This is a genomic window from Arundinibacter roseus, from assembly GCF_004348825.1.
GTDB lineage: Bacteria > Bacteroidota > Bacteroidia > Cytophagales > Spirosomataceae > Arundinibacter > Arundinibacter roseus.
The window spans coordinates 20,446-40,362 of sequence record NZ_SMJU01000007.1; the positions used below are offsets into that span (position 1 = coordinate 20,446).

General features: G+C 47.6%; 27 protein-coding genes. 22 read left to right on the forward strand and 5 right to left on the reverse strand.

Annotated features, from left to right (window positions below):
- Positions 1–105 precede the first annotated feature (105 nt).
- Positions 106–4,614 (forward strand): phage tail tape measure protein, encoded by a 4,509-nt coding sequence (locus tag EZE20_RS11835; RefSeq protein WP_132117855.1) that lies wholly within the window; start codon positions 106–108, stop codon positions 4,612–4,614.
- Between the two features lie 13 nt (positions 4,615–4,627).
- Positions 4,628–6,037, forward strand: a complete 1,410-nt coding sequence (locus EZE20_RS11840; protein ID WP_132117857.1) for a hypothetical protein — start codon at positions 4,628–4,630, stop codon at positions 6,035–6,037.
- Here EZE20_RS11840 and EZE20_RS11845 read toward each other — a convergent pair.
- The 5 genes from EZE20_RS11845 to EZE20_RS11865 all read right to left on the reverse strand — a co-directional run bounded on the left by EZE20_RS11845 (position 5,970) and on the right by EZE20_RS11865 (position 9,586).
- Entirely contained in the window at positions 5,970–6,590 is a 621-nt protein-coding gene (locus EZE20_RS11845; RefSeq protein ID WP_132117859.1) for a hypothetical protein, read from the reverse strand. The two genes, EZE20_RS11840 and EZE20_RS11845, sit on opposite strands and share 68 nt — an antisense overlap.
- Positions 6,565–7,809: a site-specific integrase gene (locus tag EZE20_RS11850; protein ID WP_132117861.1), complete on the reverse strand. Its 1,245-nt coding sequence runs from the start codon at positions 7,807–7,809 to the stop codon at positions 6,565–6,567. The genes EZE20_RS11845 and EZE20_RS11850 overlap by 26 nt, the downstream gene beginning before the upstream one ends.
- Before the next feature lie 273 nt (positions 7,810–8,082).
- Complete coding sequence (locus EZE20_RS11855) at positions 8,083–8,628, reverse strand: hypothetical protein (protein ID WP_132117863.1); 546 nt, start codon at positions 8,626–8,628, stop codon at positions 8,083–8,085.
- Between the two features lie 44 nt (positions 8,629–8,672).
- Entirely contained in the window at positions 8,673–9,125 is a 453-nt protein-coding gene (locus EZE20_RS11860; RefSeq protein WP_132117865.1) for a hypothetical protein, read from the reverse strand.
- Between the two features lie 116 nt (positions 9,126–9,241).
- Positions 9,242–9,586, reverse strand: a complete 345-nt coding sequence (locus EZE20_RS11865; RefSeq protein ID WP_132117867.1) for a helix-turn-helix domain-containing protein — start codon at positions 9,584–9,586, stop codon at positions 9,242–9,244.
- A 128-nt stretch (positions 9,587–9,714) separates the two neighbouring features.
- Between EZE20_RS11865 and EZE20_RS11870 the strand changes: the two genes are divergently transcribed.
- From EZE20_RS11870 to EZE20_RS11960, 20 genes are all read left to right on the forward strand, one after another.
- Positions 9,715–10,065 carry a hypothetical protein gene (locus tag EZE20_RS11870; protein ID WP_132117869.1) on the forward strand — a complete coding sequence of 117 codons (351 nt, stop codon included), beginning with the start codon at positions 9,715–9,717 and terminating at the stop codon, positions 10,063–10,065.
- Positions 10,062–10,391 (forward strand): helix-turn-helix domain-containing protein, encoded by a 330-nt coding sequence (locus EZE20_RS11875; RefSeq protein WP_132117871.1) that lies wholly within the window; start codon positions 10,062–10,064, stop codon positions 10,389–10,391. The genes EZE20_RS11870 and EZE20_RS11875 overlap by 4 nt, the downstream gene beginning before the upstream one ends.
- A 127-nt stretch (positions 10,392–10,518) precedes the next feature.
- On the forward strand, positions 10,519–10,971 hold the full coding sequence (locus EZE20_RS11880; protein ID WP_132117873.1) for a hypothetical protein: 453 nt from the start codon (positions 10,519–10,521) through the stop codon (positions 10,969–10,971).
- Positions 10,968–11,309 (forward strand): hypothetical protein, encoded by a 342-nt coding sequence (locus EZE20_RS11885; RefSeq protein WP_132117875.1) that lies wholly within the window; start codon positions 10,968–10,970, stop codon positions 11,307–11,309. The genes EZE20_RS11880 and EZE20_RS11885 overlap by 4 nt, the downstream gene beginning before the upstream one ends.
- Positions 11,299–11,532 carry a hypothetical protein gene (locus tag EZE20_RS11890; protein WP_132117877.1) on the forward strand — a complete coding sequence of 78 codons (234 nt, stop codon included), beginning with the start codon at positions 11,299–11,301 and terminating at the stop codon, positions 11,530–11,532. The genes EZE20_RS11885 and EZE20_RS11890 overlap by 11 nt, the downstream gene beginning before the upstream one ends.
- Complete coding sequence (locus EZE20_RS11895; RefSeq protein WP_132117879.1) at positions 11,517–11,807, forward strand: hypothetical protein; 291 nt, start codon at positions 11,517–11,519, stop codon at positions 11,805–11,807. Before EZE20_RS11890 ends, EZE20_RS11895 begins: the two co-directional genes overlap by 16 nt.
- Complete coding sequence (locus tag EZE20_RS11900) at positions 11,804–12,046, forward strand: hypothetical protein (protein WP_132117881.1); 243 nt, start codon at positions 11,804–11,806, stop codon at positions 12,044–12,046. The genes EZE20_RS11895 and EZE20_RS11900 overlap by 4 nt, the downstream gene beginning before the upstream one ends.
- Before the next feature lie 316 nt (positions 12,047–12,362).
- Complete coding sequence (locus EZE20_RS11905) at positions 12,363–13,856, forward strand: helix-turn-helix transcriptional regulator (protein WP_132117883.1); 1,494 nt, start codon at positions 12,363–12,365, stop codon at positions 13,854–13,856.
- A gap of 40 nt (positions 13,857–13,896) precedes the next feature.
- Positions 13,897–14,238, forward strand: coding sequence for a hypothetical protein (locus EZE20_RS11910; RefSeq protein WP_132117885.1), 342 nt, complete (start codon positions 13,897–13,899; stop codon positions 14,236–14,238).
- On the forward strand, positions 14,238–14,408 hold the full coding sequence (locus tag EZE20_RS24015; RefSeq protein ID WP_165933459.1) for a hypothetical protein: 171 nt from the start codon (positions 14,238–14,240) through the stop codon (positions 14,406–14,408). Before EZE20_RS11910 ends, EZE20_RS24015 begins: the two co-directional genes overlap by 1 nt.
- A gap of 9 nt (positions 14,409–14,417) precedes the next feature.
- Positions 14,418–14,759: a hypothetical protein gene (locus EZE20_RS11915; protein WP_132117887.1), complete on the forward strand. Its 342-nt coding sequence runs from the start codon at positions 14,418–14,420 to the stop codon at positions 14,757–14,759.
- A 21-nt stretch (positions 14,760–14,780) separates the two neighbouring features.
- Entirely contained in the window at positions 14,781–15,107 is a 327-nt protein-coding gene (locus EZE20_RS11920) for a hypothetical protein (RefSeq protein ID WP_132117889.1), read from the forward strand.
- On the forward strand, positions 15,101–15,337 hold the full coding sequence (locus EZE20_RS11925; RefSeq protein WP_132117891.1) for a hypothetical protein: 237 nt from the start codon (positions 15,101–15,103) through the stop codon (positions 15,335–15,337). The genes EZE20_RS11920 and EZE20_RS11925 overlap by 7 nt, the downstream gene beginning before the upstream one ends.
- Positions 15,338–15,486: 149 nt before the next feature.
- Positions 15,487–15,993, forward strand: a complete 507-nt coding sequence (locus EZE20_RS11930) for an ASCH/PUA domain-containing protein (RefSeq protein WP_199879897.1) — start codon at positions 15,487–15,489, stop codon at positions 15,991–15,993.
- A gap of 5 nt (positions 15,994–15,998) precedes the next feature.
- Positions 15,999–16,193 (forward strand): hypothetical protein, encoded by a 195-nt coding sequence (locus EZE20_RS11935; protein WP_132117893.1) that lies wholly within the window; start codon positions 15,999–16,001, stop codon positions 16,191–16,193.
- Positions 16,194–16,464: 271 nt separating this feature from the next.
- Positions 16,465–16,818, forward strand: coding sequence for a hypothetical protein (locus tag EZE20_RS11940; RefSeq protein ID WP_132117895.1), 354 nt, complete (start codon positions 16,465–16,467; stop codon positions 16,816–16,818).
- A gap of 80 nt (positions 16,819–16,898) precedes the next feature.
- A complete protein-coding gene (locus EZE20_RS11945) occupies positions 16,899–17,957 on the forward strand; it encodes a hypothetical protein (protein WP_132117897.1) in 1,059 nt (352 codons plus the stop codon).
- Positions 17,958–17,967: 10 nt separating this feature from the next.
- Entirely contained in the window at positions 17,968–19,041 is a 1,074-nt protein-coding gene (locus tag EZE20_RS11950) for a hypothetical protein (RefSeq protein WP_132117899.1), read from the forward strand.
- A 44-nt stretch (positions 19,042–19,085) separates the two neighbouring features.
- On the forward strand, positions 19,086–19,487 hold the full coding sequence (locus EZE20_RS11955) for a hypothetical protein (protein ID WP_132117900.1): 402 nt from the start codon (positions 19,086–19,088) through the stop codon (positions 19,485–19,487).
- Position 19,488: 1 nt separating this feature from the next.
- Positions 19,489–19,878, forward strand: coding sequence for a DUF1353 domain-containing protein (locus EZE20_RS11960; protein WP_132117902.1), 390 nt, complete (start codon positions 19,489–19,491; stop codon positions 19,876–19,878).
- Positions 19,879–19,917 lie beyond the last annotated feature (39 nt).

The following is a 19,917-nucleotide window of genomic DNA, read 5'->3' on the forward strand; positions in this document are numbered from 1 at the left end:
AAAAATTTGGCGCCAGATTTTTCTGATTCCTGAGCTCAGTTTTTCTGTCCTTCCCTCCCCCGTTTCCTACATTGATATTCGTACACTACCTAGTGTACGATAGCCATGAATTTAGAGGAAGTAGCCCGCCTGAGGCTCGAAATCCTGGGTGACGAAGCCCAAAAGACCGTTCAGAACCTGGAATCAGGCCTTAGAGATGTTAACTCCGAGCTCCGTCTTATGGAGCTCAATGGGGAGAAGGGCTCCGATGCCTGGAAAGAGCTCAAAAAGGTTCAGGCAGATGTAAAGGATGAAATAAAAGACCTCACCAAAGCCCTTGACATCAATGATGCCTCCTGGCGGGAGCTTTCCAGCCTTAGTAAACAGCTTGGGCGAGATCTTGCCAACCTGAAAATCGGCTCGGAAGAATGGGTCGATAAGCTTAAAGAGATCGCTCAGGTTGAAGACCGCATGAAAGACGTGCGGTCTGAAATGCGGAAGATCAAGGACGAAGGAGAAGATCAAAAAGGCTTCTGGGATACTTTCAAGGGCACCTTTTTCGGAGCCTTTGCCGCAGACATGCTCATGCAGGCGGGTCAGGCTATCTGGGATTTTGGTAAAAAAGCCATTCAAACTGCCGCCGAATACTCCGACTCTTTTGCGGATATTCAAAAAACTACCGGTCAAACCAACGCCGAAGTACGAGAGCTCAACGAACAACTTCAAGGCATCAATACCCGAACCGCTCAGCTCGACCTTTTGAATATTGCTCAGGTAGGTGGTCAAATAGGCATTGCCAAAGAAGAAATGTTCGGCTTCGTCGATGCGATCGACAAAGCGGTGGTTGCCCTGGGCGATGAATTCAGCGGGGGCGCTGAGCAGGTAGCCAAAGAAATGGGTGTGCTGGCTAACCTGTTCAAAGAAACCAAAGATTTGGAAGCCGGTGAAGCCATTCTTCGGATCGGCTCCGCAGTCAACGAACTTGGCGCGGCTGGCCTGGCCACCGGTCCCTATCTATCAGATTTTACGGCTCGACTTGGGGCGTTGGGTGATTTGGCGCCCAAAGTTACCGAGTCGCTTGCCTTCGGATCCATCTTCGAGGAGCTGGGCTTAACCTCCGAAATCGCCGCGTCCGGATTAACCAAGGTGCTGACTGTCGGAGCTACCGAATCGGAGAAATTTGCCCGGGGTATGAACCTGGCCAAAAGTGAGGTGGAGAACCTGATCAATACCAATCCGAATGAATTTATCCTAAAACTTGCCGAAAGCTTTGAGGGGCTATCGACTACCGAGGTAGCCGCTAAGATGAAAGATCTTGGGCTGAACTCTCAGGAAGCTATCAAAGTGATGGGCGTTTTGGCTGAAAACACGGATCTGGTCCGGGAAAAGCAGGAGCTTTCAAGCAAAGCCTTTCAGGAAGCTACCTCGCTGACTAACGAATTCAACATCAAGAATGAAACATTTGCCGCGACCTTAGATAAGGCCGGGAAAGCGGTTGAAGAGCTTGAAGTTAGTCTGGGTCAGGTTCTCATCCCGATCGTCACGACACTAGTTACCAGTTTCGTTGCCCTGTTAAAAGGAATTGGTGCCATTCCAGAATTTGTCCGCGAAAATAAGGAAATGTTTATCGCCTTGGGTGTCGCATTAGTAGGCCTCAATACGGCAAATATTGCGGCAACCGCTTCATCTCTCGCCCATGCAGCCGCAGAAAAAGGCAGATTGATCTGGACAGAAGCAGCGACCGTTGCTCAATGGGCGATGAACATCGCATTAAATGCAAACCCAATAGGAGCGGTAGTTGCTGCAATTTCTGTTCTGGTCGGTGGTTTCATTACGCTATATCAGAATTCAGAGACGCTCCGGAACATTATTGACGGTGTATGGGCTGCGATGAAGGAAGGTGTCGAAATTATTCAGGATGTAGCTCAGGCCATTGGACGAGGGTTTGATCAAATGCTTGAAAAACTTCCTTTTTTGACAGAAGGTTTGGAGTGGATTGGCGATGTTTCTGATACCATATTAACCGCTTTGGGCGACTCTCTTTCCTGGGTAGGTAGCAAGATTGGCCAGGTTATTGACTTTTTCGGCGGGCTATACAGTAAAATCTTTGAGGTAGGAAACTCGATTGGTGGAGCCTTGAGTCCAGCTTTTGATTTCATTCTTAATGGGTTCGATTTTGTCAAAAAATCAATTACTGACTTCCTGAATTTCATACAAGGCGGAGTTGAAAAGGTATCGGGTTTTCTCAAATCAATCACACCGGAAGGATTTACAGAAGCCGGTAAGCTATTTTCTGATGCAGGAAAACGCATTTCTAAATCATTTAATGATGCATTTGCCTCTGAACAGGAAGAAGGTCACAAGCAACAAAGCGCCCTGAATAAAAAGCAGCTCGACAAAAAGGTTGAAGATGAAAAAAAAGCGTCGGGTATCATCACCGAGAATGACAAACAAACCCATCAAAAAGGACTTTCGGAAAAAGGAAATGCCAACAAAAAAGCCAATGACGAAAGGATAAAGGCCAATGAGGATGCCTTGAAAAGCATTGCCAAGCTGGAAGTAACGGCTATTGCTGATGATTTGAAAAGGAATATAGCCAATGAAAATGCAAAGTATGCCGAAGAGAAAAAGCGGATCGAGAAGTCAAAGGCGGACGCCGTTCTGAAAGCCAAATGGCTGGAAGCGCTCGAAAAAGAGCATACCGCCAAAATTGAGAAAATCAATGGCGATTTTCGGACAAAGAAAGAAAAGGCTGATCAGCAAACGGCTCAGAAAATTGACGCCATGGAAGCTAAATATCAGGCCGATGATCTGAAAAGAAAGATTGCCTCCATTGAAGCTTCGGCCAAAAAAGATCTGGAAGAAGCCCAAAAGCTGGTGAAGGATAAGGATCAGCTGGCCAAACTCGAAGTTGCCATCAATACAAAAAAGGAACAGGATATTGCCGCTACCCGCGACAAGTTCCGGAAGGAAACGGAAGTCAAAGAAAAAGCGGCCCGTGATCTTAAACTGAAAGAAGAAAAATCGCTTTTTGATTCGGAATTTAAAGCATTTCAGGCCAAGACCGAAGCACAGCTGGCCAATACCAGGGAAGGATCCAACGCGCAATTGCAGGTCAAAATCAACTCCCTGACGCAGGAGTACGAGTATCGAAAGCGGAAGCTGTTGATGGAAGCTGCGGACGAAAAGGCTCGACTGGCAGAAAGCATTAAAGATTCGGATGCTAGGGCGGCGGCCATCAAGAATATTGATGATCGGCTGACTTCGCAGCTAAAAACCAATGATGCCAATCTGCAGGCCGAAAAGACCAGGCTCCTGGCTGAACAGCACCAGAACCGACTAACCAATACCACGCAGTTCTTTAATGCTTTGGAAGGTTTGGCCAAAGGGGACTTTAATTCCTTCACAAATTTCCTGTTACAAAAAGTCTCGAACGAGCAGGCAGCCAATCAAACAAGGCTAAGAGACTTTGCCACTAAAGGAGCTGAAACGCTGGAAATAGCCGGCCAGGTGGTGCAGGGTATGCAGCAGCTGAACCAGGCATTTCTTGAATCGCAGCTGAGAAAGATCGAGCGTGAAAAAAACTCTCAATTGGCGAGCTGGGAGGAGCAGTACAAATCAGGCAAAATATCCAAAATTGAATACCAGGTAGGCGTTGACCGGATCAATGCTCAGGCAGCTGAAAAAGAACGGGCGGAGAAACTGAAAGCCTGGAAGCGCGATCAGGCCATGCAAATTGGGATGGCGATTATTAATGCGGCAGCAGCTGCACTCAAATCCCTGGCTACCATGGGCTGGCCATTGGGGCTTATCGGCGTGGCCGCTTCGGCCGTGACTGCGGGGATCCAGATTGCCATGATCAAAAAACAGCAGCCGCCCAGTTTTGCAGATGGTGGTACGCTCCCTGGAAAAAAATATGTTCGTAATGCCGGTGTTCCGGAAGGGCCGGGACATGGATCCAGTTACGGAAAATCGGGTATTGCTTTGGTCAGACGTGATACCCAACAGGAAGTAGGTGAAATGGAAGGGGATGAACCCATCATGATCCTTTCCCGAAATACCTATAAGAACAACCGAGGGACAATTGACAAATTATTGCACAGCTCGTTGCACCGAAATGGCGCTCCCATCTTTGCCCGGAATGGGGCGTGGCTGGGTGATGCACCAATTGAGCCGCTGGGCTATGGACAGAGTTACCTGTTTGGGAGCAAGAAAAAGAAGAAAGCCTACGATGCCCAGATGCAGGCCCAATATGATGCGGATCAGGCCGCCAAGAATGGTACAACTGCGGGAGGGTATGAAGATTATGCCTACGAGGACTATAATTATGACGATGGCGGCGCTGGTGGAGATTACGGGGATTATGGAGACTATGGTGGTAGCGCTGACTATGGAGATGCCAGTGCCACCAATGCGACCACGAGCGCCCAAATCAGGGAAAGTCAGCTGATGATGGAGAATATTGCCAAAAACACCGCTCAAACGGTTGGTGCAATCAAGGAGCTGGCCGGTAAAATTGATCAATCAAATTCCCTTTTGAACGACATACGAAACAAGCCGATCGGCCCGAGCCTGCATGAAATTCAGGGTGCCGTGGCGTCGGCCACCGCAAATTCTGCTAAATCTGACCTCTAATCGAATTTTATCAATGCTTCAAATACGAATAAATGGCCACCGGCTGGATCTGAATCCACAGCAAACCATTGTGCTGGAACGTTACAATCCGATTTTTGATTTTGATGTAGTGCGTGGATCCAAGGTTCTGGACTTCATGGTCCCTTTTAGTACGGTGAATGACAGGATCTTTGGCTACGCCCGGTTGCCTCAGGTACGATTTACAAATGAGGTTTTTTTCTGCGAAAAGTATGAAGGATCCGAGCTTCTGGAACGTGGCTACGTTTATCTTTTGGGAGTTTCCGAAACTGGATACTCCATTTCATACAGTCAGAATCTGGGTGAAATATTCGGAGATTACCAGCGAACACCACTCAATCAAATTGATTTGGGGGAAGAATCCATTCCGGAAGAATTCACAGCGGCTGCAAATCACCTTACTGATGCTTACTGTTTGCCAGTCATCTCTAATCCGGCATTTTATGGTACCACCCTCCCACCCGATTTTACGGGCACCATGAACACCTACGAATCCGGCTCGTACCTGGCCAATACTCCCAAAGTCCCAATGCTGTTTTTGCGGTGGGTCTTCAAGCAGATTGAGATTCTATGCAATTTCAAGATCAAGGGTCAGTTCGTGGATGACCCGATCATGCAACGCCTGATTCTGGTCAATACTTTCTCATTGGATTCTGCCACGGTCATCAATTACAGCAATCACCTTCCGGAGCTGACGATTCCTGACCTTTTGAAAGAGCTGCGGAAGCTCTTTAACCTGGCCTTGTTTTTCGATGTACGAAACAGGATCCTGACGATACAGTATGTTGACAATTTGATTCAGCAGGAGCCAATATTAGACTGGTCCCGAAAATTTGCACCGGTGGCCACGCGCGCACCAGAAAGCGCCCGGCGCTTGGAACTTGACTGGGAAGTCGATAGCAATGACGGACGAATGAAAGTGCGGCCAGAAGATTTTCAGCTGTACCAATCGCCTGGGGACTCAGCACTATTTGCCATTAAATCCAAATTCAGTACCCTCGACACCGACCCGATCAGCGGCCGGCCGACGATGGAACAGCCCGGGATCAGCACGATCAACAACCAAATGAACAACAAATTTGCGCCAAGGCTCCTATTCTGGAAGGGAGTAATTGAAAGTGAGCCATCTGCCGGAAATGCAGAAGGTGAGTATCGACTTGCCTGGCACGGATCTTCAAATTTGGCAACTAACTTTTGGTCGGAATATGAAAGTTTTCGAGCCCGGACAGACCGGCGACTGCTCTTCGGTGATCTGACGTCATCAGACGTGGCCAGGATCGATCTACATCGAACGGCCGGAGAACCCATGAAAGTCTATATTCAAGGCAGAAATTATCTCATCGGGGCGCAGCGGATTGGTCTGCCCCTGCGGGGGCTTTCGGAGGTGGAGCTTTGGGGGGTGTAAGTAATTGATTTTGAAACTTGGAAAGAGAGTCTAATGCTAATTTTTGTTGGCTTACAACTTGCTTTAATGAATCAATTCGAATTTCTACATTTTTTTGGGAGTTGCTATTTGCTGATGTCTGCCATAGGGCAATTATAGATACGAATACAGCTAAGGCACTAATGAGTGGATTTATCCACCAGAGTTTTTTTGATCTAAATTCAGCCTCAATTGCTTGGCTTTCCAATAACGATTTTGCCTTTTTCTCATTTTGTCGCCGCGTAATTTCACTTTTGATAGTTACCCAGCCGTCAACTTTTATTCTTTCACCCAAAGTTGTGTATCTGAAAGAGTTATCAAGGCGATGTTCCAAGATTTCATATTGAATTAGCCAGTCAATTACAGATCTTGCTTCCGCCTTGGTAATTGAAAAGTTATGAGCAAAGAGGTAATAAAACTGTTCTTCTGTAGTTTTACCTCCACCATTAAAATCTTCAAAAAAGGCAATATACTTTTGAAGTGATTCATCCTCAGCTGGTAAATCCATTTCAAATTTTTCGTTTTGCTTCTTCATTTTTTTCTTCCGTTCCATAAACTTTATCAGCAAATGCATCATTTTCCTCTCTTTTGGCCGCAGCAAAATAGTTTTCCGTAACTGAGATCGATGAGTGATCCAATGCTTCCGATACAGCATAAATGTCGCCGGTTTCTTTTCTGGCAATCTCAGCGAAGCTATGCCTGGCCACATGCATTGAAAAATGTTGTATGCCAGCCTGAGAAGCTATTTTTTTGAGATTTTTCCCAACGATTGAGTTGGTGGATGATATGATTTTAAACCATTCATCTTGCGTAAATCGGCCTTTCTCTTTCCCTTTAAGGAAAGGAAAGACATAATCATGGGGCTTGACGCCAGGTATAGAATAAAATTCAAGTATTTGAGAAGCCCGCTTGTGCAGTCGTATCGAACGTACTTTACCTGTCTTGTTGGCAACGTACTCATATCTGTTTTCTCGAATCTGTGACCAGGTAAGTTGTACCACGTCAGCGAAGCGGATCCCCTGCATGTAAAAGGAAAAGAGAAAGATATTTTTCGCATGAAAGGCATTGATATCTTTCCGGATGTCAAGATTGTAGATTTTCTCTATTTCTTCAATACTCAGCTTTACCCGGCTCGACTTCTGTTTTTTGAGCTTGATCATGTCAAAAGGATTTCCTCCCTCCGGAGTAAAATGACCAGACTCAACAGCTTCATTATAGATCCCTCGTAATTTCGAGAAGTTAGATTGAATGGTATTTGCGCTATTCCCTTTTCCCTTTAAGTGTTGTCGGTAGCGATTCAACAGCTTGTGATCTATTTCACCAAAGGGCAACTCCTGATTTTTAAGGTAATCTTCCAGTTTTTTAACAACGGACGTCTGGCCAGCTCTCGACGCTGGGCTATCCAATGCGGCTATATGTGCCTTCGCAAATGTAAAGAAATTGTCACCAAGCAGATTAAATTTGACGGCCTTGATCAAGGTTTGAACGGTGGTTACCCTACCCTTAACAGTATTCTTTAGATAGGCTTGTTCCAGTTCAATCCTTTTGGCCTTTAAGATGCTGTTCTTCTGCCGATATTGCGGATCGCTCTTTCGTATTTCTTCTTTTTCAGGATTCCAATCTTTGGAAAGTACAGAGAATCCTGCACCTACTCTTTTGAGTTTTTTGTTTTGAGTGATCCTAATTTGGACAGTTTGGGTACCATCCTTTTTAACGTAATTATCCAGTTCGATGTGAAATGTGATGTTGCTCATTGAAAGTAAAAAATTCTGAAACTTTTTCTGAAACTTTTCTGAGTACTGGGCACTTTCAGAAAACACCTAAAAAAGAAAAAACCGCTCAGAAATGAATTCTGAGCGGTTATCAGTCTTGTCACGTAGTGCCTGATGGCAATAAAGTGACCCATAGGGAGTTATAGCCAATCCAAGGTTATATACTGTATTTCAGGACATTAAAGAACTTTCAAAATAATTCCATGAAACTTCCATGAAATCAAAGCTATTTCACAATTCCAGAATGAACAGTCACTAACCATTGGGAATCTGTACATGGAAAACATCTTTCAAATAACTTGCGATTGAGGCGATATTTGCACCAAGTGAGATTAAATCTATCAAGGTTTTAGCATATATTTTGCCTGTTTTCTCTACCTCGCTCTTGGCTGTTCGAAGGGTTTCTACAGCTTCACTTTTTTGCGAAGGGTTGAGTTGAGAATCATTCTGTACTTCAATCAAAACCTTTTCCAGATTATTGACTATATGGGTTGTAATATTGATCTGGGATCCGGTGGATCCTGAGATAATATTGGGGGAGCTGGCATTGCCGAAAAAATTAACTTGGTTACTTTGGCTAGTCTTATTTTCCTTCATCTCTGTTAACCATTGTTGGAATCCTTTCTCATGAGCACGATGCCCTTCCATTGTTAATTTCCACTGGTACCTATTTACTTCTGTTATTAAACCAAGCGTCTTTAGGTTATTGTGGGCATCGCTGAGATCTGGTCGATTAGCATAAGTTAGAAGGTAAAAGCCTTCATCAATAATTTTTTGCATTAAGTGATTTTCTGAACCCATGATATTTTATAATCAAATTAACTTGTGACCAAAAAAAAGTAACTTCACCTCTCTACATTTTGAATCTCACTATCAGATGAGCACAGCTCCTTGCCCGCTTCGAGCAGGAAGCTGACATCTTTGCCTACGGTTTGTACATCGCCGATCGGGCGCCAGTCGAAGTTGTTGGAACGACCGTAGGAATTTGCCCAGCCGTTAAGAGCATAAACCTGGCCACCTTGATCTGCACGAAAAACGATTGCTTTTTCGACACAGTAAACCTCTCCGGACTCAATGCCGATCAAAGGCCAGGCGTGTCCAAAATCAGCGGCGAAAAATTTTCGTTTGGTTGGTTTTTGTTCTTTGACCTGGCTCTCTTTTTCAGTGGGTATTGCAGCAGCTTCACTGACCACAGGGTTATCAATTTGATCTTTTGGTTTGTCGCTAAATCTGCCAATCAGGTAAAGGATCACAAGTACCCCTAGTAGATAATAAGGCCATCGTCTTGATTTTTTCATCTTAAATAGGCAAATAGTTATATAGATAGGAAGGGTTACTAATTTTAAATAATACGGTTACATTGGCACCTTTTGTGTATATGTATCCGCGCTAGTTAGGCTTGAAAATTAATCCACTAAGAATTTTTGAGCTGTTCAATTTGCTTTTGCTGCGATTTTACTTTTTCCTCCAACATGTTTTTTGCTATGCGTTGAAGATCAAGTAGTTCATTGATCGGTATGGTCACATAACCAGCTTCTGGCTCAGCACTCACAGTTGGTTTTGGTAGCTCTACTCCCCGAAATAGCCAATCCATAGAAACGTTGTATTTCTCACAGATTTTCATTGCCAAATCTACCGATGGGGTTGAATTCCCTGTCTCGATCTTGGAGATCTGCTGTCCTGACACGCCCAATTCTGCCCCAAATTCTGTAAGGTTTTTTTCGCCTCTCAGTTGACGAATTCGCTTTGAAATAGACATCTGATTTTATTTAGATTTAGTCTTAATACAAATTAGTTGTGTTTTTAAAATATCAGTTGTAATATTCAACCACTATTTTATAAATTTGAATCGTGGTTGTATTTAACAACTATCATTCATATTTATGAATGCAAAATAACACAATAGGACAAGTGTCACAACACGTAGAATTACTTGATATGGCTGAACGGACAGATCCAATGCTAATCGGCATTGAGGGTAAACGAGCGAGACGTCAAAGGATTAAGGAGCTAATTTCCACGGTTAAAGGCAATCGTGGTTGGCGGAAAGGTTTCACCGATCGCTATCCGGCCTTTGACAGTTTGTCCGGGAGTAGCTTACTAACTCTTGCTCAGCAAGGACGGACAGATGATCCAGAACTTCTGAAAGCAATAGAAGAGTGGATACCCTTCGTGATTGAAACGCAACCTGACTGGTTCATCAAGCAAAATCACCTCAGAAACCCTCCAATCGTATGACCACTATTTCAATTTCCCTTCCGGAAGAGCAGCTCGAAAAGCAAGATATGCTTTTGGATGCGACGCAGGCACTTTTGGCCGAAATGCGTTCGCAGGTATGGTTGACCGAAGAAGAAGCAGCTGCACACTTCAAGGTAAGCAAAAGCACCTTTCGCCGGTGGCTTGTCGATGGGTGGATTCGGCACTACAAGTACGACGGTGTGTTGCGGTTCAACCGTCGTGAGTTGGATGAAGATTTCAGCCGGAAAGCACTTGTGCGGGCTGCCAATGAGCCACTCCTACGAAAAATGCCTTTGCCTAACGCTCGTAAACAAGCTGCCCAATGATATATATCGCTCTCTACATCGCTGCCTACCTGGGCGTGCTGGCCTTTGGCCGGTGGATCGTGCTTGACATGGCGAAAAACAACAATAAGTCAATCAATTAATTCACCTATACCTATCAATTAAGCACATGATAGAATTATTCACCCCTGTTACAATACCCCCGAGCGCCAGAGGAGTAGGCGCAGGTCTGCCAGCCTCGATCACGATCAGGACCACTGGTAAAATCAGTTTCAACCGCGACGCCATAAATACCTTTTTCCAGACAGGAGCTAAAACGGCGATCTTCGGAAAACTGGAAGAAGACATGCTCTTCATCCCGTCTTTGGAAAATGGCTACACGCTTCGGGCGAATAAGAGTGGTATTCTGGAATTCTCAAATATCACCCTGGCCGAAAAGCTGATCGCCGCTATTCCGAAACGGTTGCAAAATCAGGATGCCAACTGCTATCGCATCAGGATCGCTGCGCAGCCGATGGACATTGAGGAACCGTCGCTGCCGAAAGGCACCAAAATATTTTCGATTCTGACCAGCAGCGCCGTGGCTTTACTGCCTCCCGCCAAAAAAACGGCAAAGTCATGAGCAGAATCGCACAACGTCAAAAAAGCCTGTCCGAGAATATCGAAAGATTTCGGACGTCAGGCGGGAACGAAACAGCCGAGCGGGCTTCGCTTAGCTCCATTCTTAGGGATATGCACTTTCTCGCAATCCCGCCGAGCTCACTGATTACGGTGCAGGATCGTAAAGCTAACCTACTGAATTTGTTGGATGATGCGGGTAGTGGCCGCACGGTTGAGAGCATCGAGAGTGATAGGAAAGTTTCCTATCCCTGCGCCAGCTGCGGGAAACCGCACCCTACGCCTCAGGCCCGCGCCGCCCATGGACGTTTTTGCAAGAAAGGAGGGCGTGATGGACAATGAGAATCAGGGCATTGTACGTGGGCTGCATACTCAGTTGCTTTTGTTGGCCGGAGCGAAGGCGCTGTTTCCAGAGATCTGCGAGAAGCTCACCCCAAACGACGAGAATGGGAAGCCGTTTATCAATATCTATACGATGAAGGAGCTGATAGATGCAGCCTTTGAAGCGATGGAAAATCAGGTACACAATGCACCAAATTACTTAGAGCGATGGGAAAATCTGTAAGTAAATCTGTCGAAGTGTGGATTCCTTCGGAGAACATCCGGGAAACGGAATATCTGTATGAGGTGACAGAAACGATTAGTGCCGATGGTATGCCTCGCATGGAGCAGGTGCATTTGGGGACGGTGTATCAGGATCCGAATACGCAGCACTACATGGCCTATGTGGCGCGTCCTACTCCGGGTAAACATCTGGTAGCATTTTGGAACCTTGAAAGTGCCAAATGTGCATTGACATTCGAACTATGTAAGGGTCAAGACGATGGAAAATTACTATGAACGAAGAGCCAGGAACAACGCCCGGACGAGCCTGGGCAAACGAGCTCTGCGCAAGGCTCGAACAGCGCTCGAAGCAATTTTCGTTTTGGGAAGCAGCCTACGAGGACTCCTTGGGTCGAACGTGGTGGGTCGTGTGGGACCGATGGGGCTGCACCCGAAACGGGATCAAGAAGAAAATGCAAAGCGCACTTAATTATTATCTCGAAACGCCCATTCCTGGGCAAGAGGAAAGTCAATAGATAGAGGGTTTAGGATTTGGGGGGTGGGCTGCCTATCAGGCCACGGGGCATTCGGGAAAAGGCCCAGGTCCGGTTCGAGTCCGGGAATGCCACGAGTTTTTGATTATTGGTTAAAAGGAGGTTTGAAACGTGGGGGGTGGGCTGCCTAACAGGCCACGGTTGGGGGTGTCGGGACTATGGGCCCGCTGGCGATTCGCGATCGCCCATTCCGCAGGGTAGGACAGACCTACATGAGTGCCCAGGAACCCGAAGTGGAGTAACGTCCGCTTCGGGGAAAGGGGAAGTTTTTGTTGATTGTAATTACCGAAGCACCTAAATGAGTAGACTAATCCGCATTGAAACCTCGGATGCGTATTCGAGGTTTCTGAACGCCTTTCGCCAGTACAATGCTAATTGCCCAGTGGAGACCCACGAGCGCAAACGTACCACGAAAGATGGAGACGCTTTCACGCAGACGGTTCCGAGGAAAGTTGGGATATTAAAAGAAAGCCTGAAAGTCACCTTTTACAACGTCCTGACGGAGTACATCTATGCCTACAATACGTCGATGAAGAATATGCCGGAAGGCATGTACACGCAAGCCGACCCGCCGGGCGTGCTGACGAACTGCGTTCACCTGGCCTGGCTGTGCGATTGCAGCGACCGAACCGTTCGGAATCACCTGGATCGTTTGAGAGAATTGGGCTTCATAAGGACGAAATTTCGTGGCCGGAAACACGATTTTCAGCTGTGGATAAGTAGCGAAATCCTGTTTGGCGGAGAGGGCGAAAATTTTGAAAAAATGCCCCAAAACGGCCTTCCTGAGGGGGTTTCTAAAAATTTTCCGCCTAATAATACTCACAGAGAGTATATAGAAAAAGAAAAAGGGAATGCGGATTTGTTGATTAAACACGGAGAGAACATTTACGGAGAGAGGGGTCGGACTGACCAGGGGGACACAGCCCCATCAAACGCTTCGGAGAATGCCGAGCTGGAAGTACAGAGAGGGAGAGGTTCCGGCGGGGGGCGCGGCGAGATCGTGGCCGCAAACGCCGAAATGCGCCAAAGCCGGGCCAATGAAATGCTTTCGAAGCGAAATCCACGAACTCCACGCAATTTGCACCCGCGGCTCCGGGAAATGCTCGTCGAATTTTGGCTTTATGCCTGGAAAGTAGTCTACACTGGACGGGATTTCAGCCACGAACAACAGGAAAAGGCCATGCTTGCGATCATGGCCGGCGTTTACAACAACTTCTCCCCGGCCCGATCAGAGGCCGAATGGGTCGATTTTCAGACTTACCAACTGGGCAAGCTCGACAAGGCTGCCCGCTACTACGACCACCATCCGGATGCTTACAAACCTGATCCCTATGCGGTGCAGGTAGCTGGAAAGGGCTATTTCGATGCCGAAAACGTGAAAGGTTTTATCGGGATTGATGCCTGGGTGAAGAAAGATGCCCTGAAAGATCTGAATAACAAAGCTGCCTATGCCGAACGGAAAGAAGCGAAGATCCGCCGGTGCGAAGGTCTGCTCCGGACTGCCCGGCGTGATTTTGAAAAGCTGCATGCTGGTATTAAGCCCAGGAAAGAAGTGGCCGAGAAGACCGAAATCGGGCTGTTTCAGTACTGGAAGGTGATCATGGAAGCGCAGGGAGACGCCTGGCTTCGGAAGTTTGCGAGCCAGTACATCGAGCAGAAAGGAAAGAATTTTGAACCGCCTAAGTATCTCAAAAGCAAACGTCTGCGCTACAAAGCTGGCGAAATGAAGCAGGAAGTCGTGGTGTATGTCGAAGACTACATGAATGATGGAGAAGGCTACTATACCGAGTAATTACCAGTCAATTTATACAACTCAATTAAGCAAAAAAACAATGAAAGGACGTCAAAAATTCGGGAACAATCCTCGCCCGCCGCTGAGCGAAAACGACCGGGCAGAGCTGATCGACACAAGCATGGCCTGTATGGTAGTGCAGTTTCACAACAATGCCAGCCAGGTGAAGCGCTGGTCGAAATGTAAGCAGCGCAAGCACCGCCACATTGGTGATGCGGTGAATTACCTGATGTGGCTCGTGAATGAGTATGAACCGTGGTCGGGCTGCGTGGCCAGTGCAGCGATTTTCGACACGCAGCACACAAAAACCACCGGTGCAGGTAATAAGGTGTATCAGTACGAAAAAGGCAGTTGGAAACTAGTTAACCCGATCAGCTGGTAATGAAAAAACCCTTCCTACGCCACGGCTGTGATTTTTTGGTTGTTACCAACCCCGATCGAAGAATCCCTGCGGATGATGTTTTCCAGATCGTTGATCTGCCCATTGAAAAAGTAGAGCCGGACCTTCATTGGATACCGTCCGTAGCATTTATTGTTCTTTCACTCAATTAAGCAAATAGCATGGAACCAATTAAAATAAAAATTAACTCCTGGCATGTGCAGCATGTGCTGCACTTCTGTGAAAATGCAGCTGCTATGGCCAACAACCCCAATGCCGCTGACGACCTGATTGTGCTGGCCGAATACAGCCCGAAAATGAGGACAGTGTATTACAGCAAGGGCCTGAAAGGTAAAAAATTGAGCACGGTTTCAATACCGGTATCCATTGCCCGGATTATCCACCGGCGCTGGCAGCAAGGCAAGGTCACGCAGGAAATGCAGGAAATACTATCGGCGATTGATTACGAGCTCACGGCCCGGAACCTGAAACCCGATCCATCGAAATGTCGAATTGATTTTTAACTAACTAACCGATTAAGCAAGATGAAAGTACACATTAATGAAGCGCAGGCGGTGTGGGTGGTGTCGGAGGAAGAGTTGATTGAACGGGGCTTTGTGCTTGCCCCCGATGAATATAAGCGCTACCGGGACGAGCGCGTGTGGATCCACCCAGGGTGGAAGAGTCCGGAGGGATTTTTCCCAACACTCTCCCACGTAGGGAGCTACTACCACGCCACGATCGGCTGCCTGCAATGGAAGATCCGGACGCGGCAGGATCTGAAACGTTTTCTGTCTCGTAACGTGCATCCGTTTTGTAATTTGAGGTTGAAACAGGTTCGGGTATTGCAGGAAGGAGGTGTGGCATGCTGATTGAACTATGCTATCCGCAGATTTCATTCGGAATTAAGGCCTTAGAAGTCACCGAAGAAAAATGGGAAGAAATCCAGAACATGACCGAAGCCAAAAAGGCTGAGTACATCAACGAAAATCTTAATGAGAGTGAGCAGGATTGGTCATTTGGTGTACGGAATATCCGTGACGCTCTCAATGCCGAGTATGCATGGATTAAACCAAAAGTAGCCCCTGACCTAACACCCTAAAACCAAACATTCTTCGGTCGGTTTTCCGGGAATTCTGAAAAACCCCTCCGGAGCCTGGTCAGATTGGCCCAGATCAGCCCCCGCAGCACCAGGTGCAGCAGCTGGGCAACCAAATAATGTTCTGTTTTCCAAATAATCAATTTTTAGTTATGACTTACACAATTATTGCCGAAAGAGGTGACACCAAATTAGCTTTAATAGGTCCTAGCCCTGTAACAACATTAAACCGAATTCCCCTTTTCGAAATACAGATTGATGGTGACGAGTCTTTTATGAACCTCACAAAAGATGAAGCCAAAATGCTAGTAGATGTGCTATTGCCATGGATTGACGAAGGTAATTCAGGGAAATTGAGAGGTCCAATAAAAAGACACGCCCTAAAAACTGATAAAGGTTACTTTGATAGAGTTTGGGCAGGCCAAAAAAACTTTGAATTGCGAAAAAATGACCGAGCCTTTCAGGTTGGTGATACATTACTTTTAAGAGAATATGATCCGGAAAATAGTAGCTATTCCGGTAGGGAAATTCTTGCTGGGGTCGATTTTATTTTTTCATCGCTGCCAGGTCTACAAGATGGGTACTGTATAATGAAGATTTTTATCGAAAAACAATACAAAGTTACTCCGGTAGAGATAGAAGGTAGGTTAACCAATTGAGCACTATGGCGAATAAAACTACCCTATCCGAACAAATCGCTGAAATAAAGCGTGAGCTGGCGATGCGGAAGAAAGTCTACCCGGATTGGAAACGGACTGGCAGGATTCACCCTAAGGAGGCTGACCACCGGATACAGGTATTGGAAGATCTGCTCGAACGGTTGGAAGGGTTGCCTGGCAAACAGGGCGGATTGTTCTAAGTCCTTTGTCACCAGGTAGAGAGTAAGTAAATTAGAGACATAAGAAAGCCCCCTGTTGTGCGGCAGGGGGCATGTGTCTTTTCACCGGGCAAGGTGGGGCGACGGAAACAGGAAATTGTTAGCAATGCTAATGTACTAAATAGTAACTGATTTTTCCTGCATGAAATTGTTGATTCCCGTCGAAGAACATGTGTACGAATTTTTGACGAGTAGCGAGATGCATGGGCCGCCGCCGCTCGAACTTCGCCGCGATAGCCTGATCGGGCTGTTCGTGATTATGCTCGCCTCCAAAGGACCTACCGAGCTAAGCCATTTTTACCAGGGGCGGATATGCCCCACGGAAATCTCCTGTCCGAAATTGTTGGAGTGCCTGACGGAATTTCCGCTCCGGGCGGAGTTCCTGAAAGAAGATAACCTGATGTATGTCGGCAATGCGCTGTCGATGCTCTTTGAACACTCGGCACAGTTCTACACGCTCGGCTACATGCGTAGAAACGGGAGTGAGCGTGGTGGGTTGGCGGAGTTCTACCGGGAGTTTCGGATGCAGGACGACCCGATTAAGCAGGAAGCCCTTCGGGCGAAGTCGAAACGTTTCCGTGCAAGGAATCGCTTACGTGCAACTTAAAAATCGTCCCATTTCACTCAAAAATCGTCCCAAAGGGCAAAAATATTGTCCCAAAAACTCAAAAATCGTCCCAGGCCAAAATGATCGTACAAGAAGCAGTTTTAGGGGGCTATTCGGCCCCAAATGTCGGGTTTGTACAGTTGATTTTACTCGTACAACGGGAGTATGTTATGACGGTAGACCACCCCTACCGATACCGGCTCGATCGGCAAGAGATACAGCTTCCGACCGACACCGGCTGCATCAGCTTTTATTCAGATGCGGTTTCTTACAAAATGGTATTCCCGCCCAAAGCCTGTACGTTCGCAATACTGCCGCTTGGTGGTGGAGCGTATCAAACGACGATCAACTACGACCTGCCGGGTACGGATGTCGGTTTGGTTTCGTTTGTTGAAGCCTCCAAGAACAAACAGTGGGTGGTGATCATGCTCGACAACAATGGGCGCACCTATATAATAGGTACGGAGGAGCAGGGCATGCGGCTGGACTGCAAGCAGGGAATATCGGCTATCTCCATCACGAACCTAACCCTCCGAAGTAAGTTGAATCAGCCGGCCATGCAGGTGGCATCTATGTCAGGCTTCACCTTGCCCCTTTTGGAAATCGGCGGTTATCGTACCCCAAATATTGGCTGGGTACGCAAGCTGTACCTGCTGGATCACCGCGAGGTGGTGTCGGTGTTGGACCCGATCAGGCACCGCTACCCGAATGCACAGCCCGGTATGGTGCCGGTCGGTGGCCTGGCCACGTTGGTGGGTGCGAAGCTTACGCGGCTGATATTCCCACCAAGGGCTTGCACGGTGGCGGTGGAGTATCGAGGGCCATACAACTCCTACACGATTAACTGTCAGCTGCCGGGCACGAGCGCCGAGCTGGCGCATTTCTACGAAATGGCCCGGCAGAAGCAGCACGTATGCCTGCTGGAAGACAGCAATGGCAACGGCTTTATCCTGGGCAACGAGGAACGTGGCCTACGGCTCGAACTGTCACAAGCTGTAACGAATACTGCAATGACCGACCTGCGGCTAGGCGGAATACAGAACGTACCGCCCTTTGCGCTCCTAGGCGGTCTCGTCCTTGCAGATTTGTTCGAGTCTACCGACTTTTCGGTCGAATTCTCGCTAGATTTTAACGCTTAACAGTACGACAATGCCCTATTTTGAAAGCCTCGAACAGTTTATTGCCTCGGTGACTGCCAGGTTGAACAAGCCCCGGCGTGGCGTGTCCGGCTCGGAAGGCGTAACGGCTGCGGACTTTCGGGAAGCCATGATTGACACGGCTAAGCGTGCGGAAGATTTGATTCTGTTTGGACAGGAGAATATTGCACCGGCGATGGCCCTTATTACTCAACTGTATTCCTCATTCCCGAAAATTACGCTGGCAGCGCTCCGGGCCCTTGAATACGATCCGGACGCAAGCGATGCGCAACCGGCCTATCTGATTACGGATCTGGATGAGTTTTTCCGGTACGATGTAAGCGAAGCCGGAGCCGACAATGGCACCACGATTGTGGTGGATGCGGCAGATGGTCGATGGGTGCGTACCTCCCTTTTTCAGGCGGCATTTTCGGCCAAAAGCGTCTATGAACAATGGCTCGATGAAGGCAATATTGGTTCGTTTTCCGACATGATGGAGACACTTGTTGGGGAGCCTGGCTCGAATGGAGCAAGTGCTTATGCCTTATGGTTGGCGGATAATCCTGGCGGAACGCTCGAAGATTTTTTTCTGAGCTTAAAAGGAGATCCGGGCGAAGATGCTGATATAAGTTTCATTGATGGCGGTACCACCGGGCAGGTTTTGGCCAAGGCTTCGGCAGTGGATAAAGATGTGGAATGGATAGATCCACCTGTTCCAGATGCGAACCTTGGGCTAATTCAGGCAGTTCAGGGCGGAAGCTCGGTCACAATGACATCGGCAGATGTACAATATACAGGATGCAGTCTCACTTTAACACCTGGAACGTGGCTTGTTTCCGGAAGGATCGTATTTACCCGAAATTCCACCGGAATTTCGCAGTATCGAGCAGACATTAGCGGTGTTGGTGTTGCCGTTCCTACATGCTTTCAATCTTCTGTCAGCGTAAACCCTCACCAGGTTTCGATGCCGCTTATTGGAATAATTACAGTAGCAAGCAGCACATCAATTAGCATCAAAGGCATGTCTAGCACGACTGGATGTTTGATTGTGTATAGTAATATTCAAGCCGTTAAAATAGCCCCATGATTTTTTACCCCGCCCCGATCGCTGACCCCGTAAGCATTTTCGTTATGAAAATGGTACATGAAGCGCTTGTAATTGAACACGATCTGGAACTTTCACAGACCGTGCGCATCGAATATTGGACAGACGACAACGGCGCCTTTGGTGTGCCTATCGCTGAGTATTTCGATGCGAACGAAACGCTATCGACTGAGCAGAAAGCCCGCTCGAAAGCGCAGTATTCGCCTTTTACTCGCACCGCAAGCACCCGCGGCTACATGATCAACCCGGCCACCGGCGACATCGTGCAGCCTGACGAAGCGGGTAACTACCCCGAAGGATCGGTTCCTGAGCGCATGGCCTGGCTGAGCGTACTCGCCGAAAATGTACCGGGCGATGCCCTTTCCGATAAAGTAATTGCGCTGATCGTGCAGAGTATGGGCACGATGGCGGCTAACAAGCGCCTGTAATATGACTCACTACCCCGACATCCGTTTCCGAAAGGACATCGACAATAGCAAGCTCGACATGTTTGTGGTAGTAGAGCCGTGCCGGGTCGAGATCGTCGGTCCGCGGCTAAGTTTGGTGATTCCCTATGGGTATAAAACCGATTTTGCCAGTGTTCCGCAATGGCTATGGAGCATTGTACCGCCGCATGGCCGCATGACCAACGCGGCAGTGGTCCACGACTTTATGTACGACAACCGGGTTTTTGAAACCTACCTCGGTCCGGAGCTGGCACGAGCTTTTGCCGATCGCATTTTTCTGCGAAACATGCTGGCATCTGGCGTGAAGCCTGCACAGGCTCGCATGTTCTACTGGGCGGTGCGGATGTTTGGTGCCCGGTGGTGGCGCGAGTGAGATAGAAGAAAAATACATTTGGAACTACGGATTTACAGC

What these genes read in the sequence shown, in the direction of transcription:
- EZE20_RS11905 (WP_132117883.1), top strand. Translation starts at nt 12,363, where the DNA reads ATGAGTAGACTAATCCGCATTGAAACCTCGGATGCGTATTCGAGGTTT.
- EZE20_RS11865 (WP_132117867.1), bottom strand. Translation starts at nt 9,586, where the DNA reads ATGTCTATTTCAAAGCGAATTCGTCAACTGAGAGGCGAAAAAAACCTT.
- EZE20_RS11925 (WP_132117891.1), top strand. Translation starts at nt 15,101, where the DNA reads ATGCTGATTGAACTATGCTATCCGCAGATTTCATTCGGAATTAAGGCC.
- EZE20_RS11875 (WP_132117871.1), top strand. Translation starts at nt 10,062, where the DNA reads ATGACCACTATTTCAATTTCCCTTCCGGAAGAGCAGCTCGAAAAGCAA.
- EZE20_RS11950 (WP_132117899.1), top strand. Translation starts at nt 17,968, where the DNA reads ATGCCCTATTTTGAAAGCCTCGAACAGTTTATTGCCTCGGTGACTGCC.
- EZE20_RS11945 (WP_132117897.1), top strand. Translation starts at nt 16,899, where the DNA reads ATGATCGTACAAGAAGCAGTTTTAGGGGGCTATTCGGCCCCAAATGTC.
- EZE20_RS11870 (WP_132117869.1), top strand. Translation starts at nt 9,715, where the DNA reads ATGCAAAATAACACAATAGGACAAGTGTCACAACACGTAGAATTACTT.
- EZE20_RS11885 (WP_132117875.1), top strand. Translation starts at nt 10,968, where the DNA reads ATGAGCAGAATCGCACAACGTCAAAAAAGCCTGTCCGAGAATATCGAA.
- EZE20_RS11955 (WP_132117900.1), top strand. Translation starts at nt 19,086, where the DNA reads ATGAAAATGGTACATGAAGCGCTTGTAATTGAACACGATCTGGAACTT.
- EZE20_RS11850 (WP_132117861.1), bottom strand. Translation starts at nt 7,809, where the DNA reads ATGAGCAACATCACATTTCACATCGAACTGGATAATTACGTTAAAAAG.
- EZE20_RS11900 (WP_132117881.1), top strand. Translation starts at nt 11,804, where the DNA reads ATGAACGAAGAGCCAGGAACAACGCCCGGACGAGCCTGGGCAAACGAG.
- EZE20_RS11920 (WP_132117889.1), top strand. Translation starts at nt 14,781, where the DNA reads ATGAAAGTACACATTAATGAAGCGCAGGCGGTGTGGGTGGTGTCGGAG.
- EZE20_RS11910 (WP_132117885.1), top strand. Translation starts at nt 13,897, where the DNA reads ATGAAAGGACGTCAAAAATTCGGGAACAATCCTCGCCCGCCGCTGAGC.
- EZE20_RS11915 (WP_132117887.1), top strand. Translation starts at nt 14,418, where the DNA reads ATGGAACCAATTAAAATAAAAATTAACTCCTGGCATGTGCAGCATGTG.
- EZE20_RS11935 (WP_132117893.1), top strand. Translation starts at nt 15,999, where the DNA reads ATGGCGAATAAAACTACCCTATCCGAACAAATCGCTGAAATAAAGCGT.
- EZE20_RS11880 (WP_132117873.1), top strand. Translation starts at nt 10,519, where the DNA reads ATGATAGAATTATTCACCCCTGTTACAATACCCCCGAGCGCCAGAGGA.
- EZE20_RS11845 (WP_132117859.1), bottom strand. Translation starts at nt 6,590, where the DNA reads ATGAAGAAGCAAAACGAAAAATTTGAAATGGATTTACCAGCTGAGGAT.
- EZE20_RS11835 (WP_132117855.1), top strand. Translation starts at nt 106, where the DNA reads ATGAATTTAGAGGAAGTAGCCCGCCTGAGGCTCGAAATCCTGGGTGAC.
- EZE20_RS11855 (WP_132117863.1), bottom strand. Translation starts at nt 8,628, where the DNA reads ATGGGTTCAGAAAATCACTTAATGCAAAAAATTATTGATGAAGGCTTT.
- EZE20_RS11840 (WP_132117857.1), top strand. Translation starts at nt 4,628, where the DNA reads ATGCTTCAAATACGAATAAATGGCCACCGGCTGGATCTGAATCCACAG.
- EZE20_RS24015 (WP_165933459.1), top strand. Translation starts at nt 14,238, where the DNA reads ATGAAAAAACCCTTCCTACGCCACGGCTGTGATTTTTTGGTTGTTACC.
- EZE20_RS11895 (WP_132117879.1), top strand. Translation starts at nt 11,517, where the DNA reads ATGGGAAAATCTGTAAGTAAATCTGTCGAAGTGTGGATTCCTTCGGAG.
- EZE20_RS11960 (WP_132117902.1), top strand. Translation starts at nt 19,489, where the DNA reads ATGACTCACTACCCCGACATCCGTTTCCGAAAGGACATCGACAATAGC.
- EZE20_RS11890 (WP_132117877.1), top strand. Translation starts at nt 11,299, where the DNA reads ATGGACAATGAGAATCAGGGCATTGTACGTGGGCTGCATACTCAGTTG.
- EZE20_RS11860 (WP_132117865.1), bottom strand. Translation starts at nt 9,125, where the DNA reads ATGAAAAAATCAAGACGATGGCCTTATTATCTACTAGGGGTACTTGTG.
- EZE20_RS11930 (WP_199879897.1), top strand. Translation starts at nt 15,487, where the DNA reads ATGACTTACACAATTATTGCCGAAAGAGGTGACACCAAATTAGCTTTA.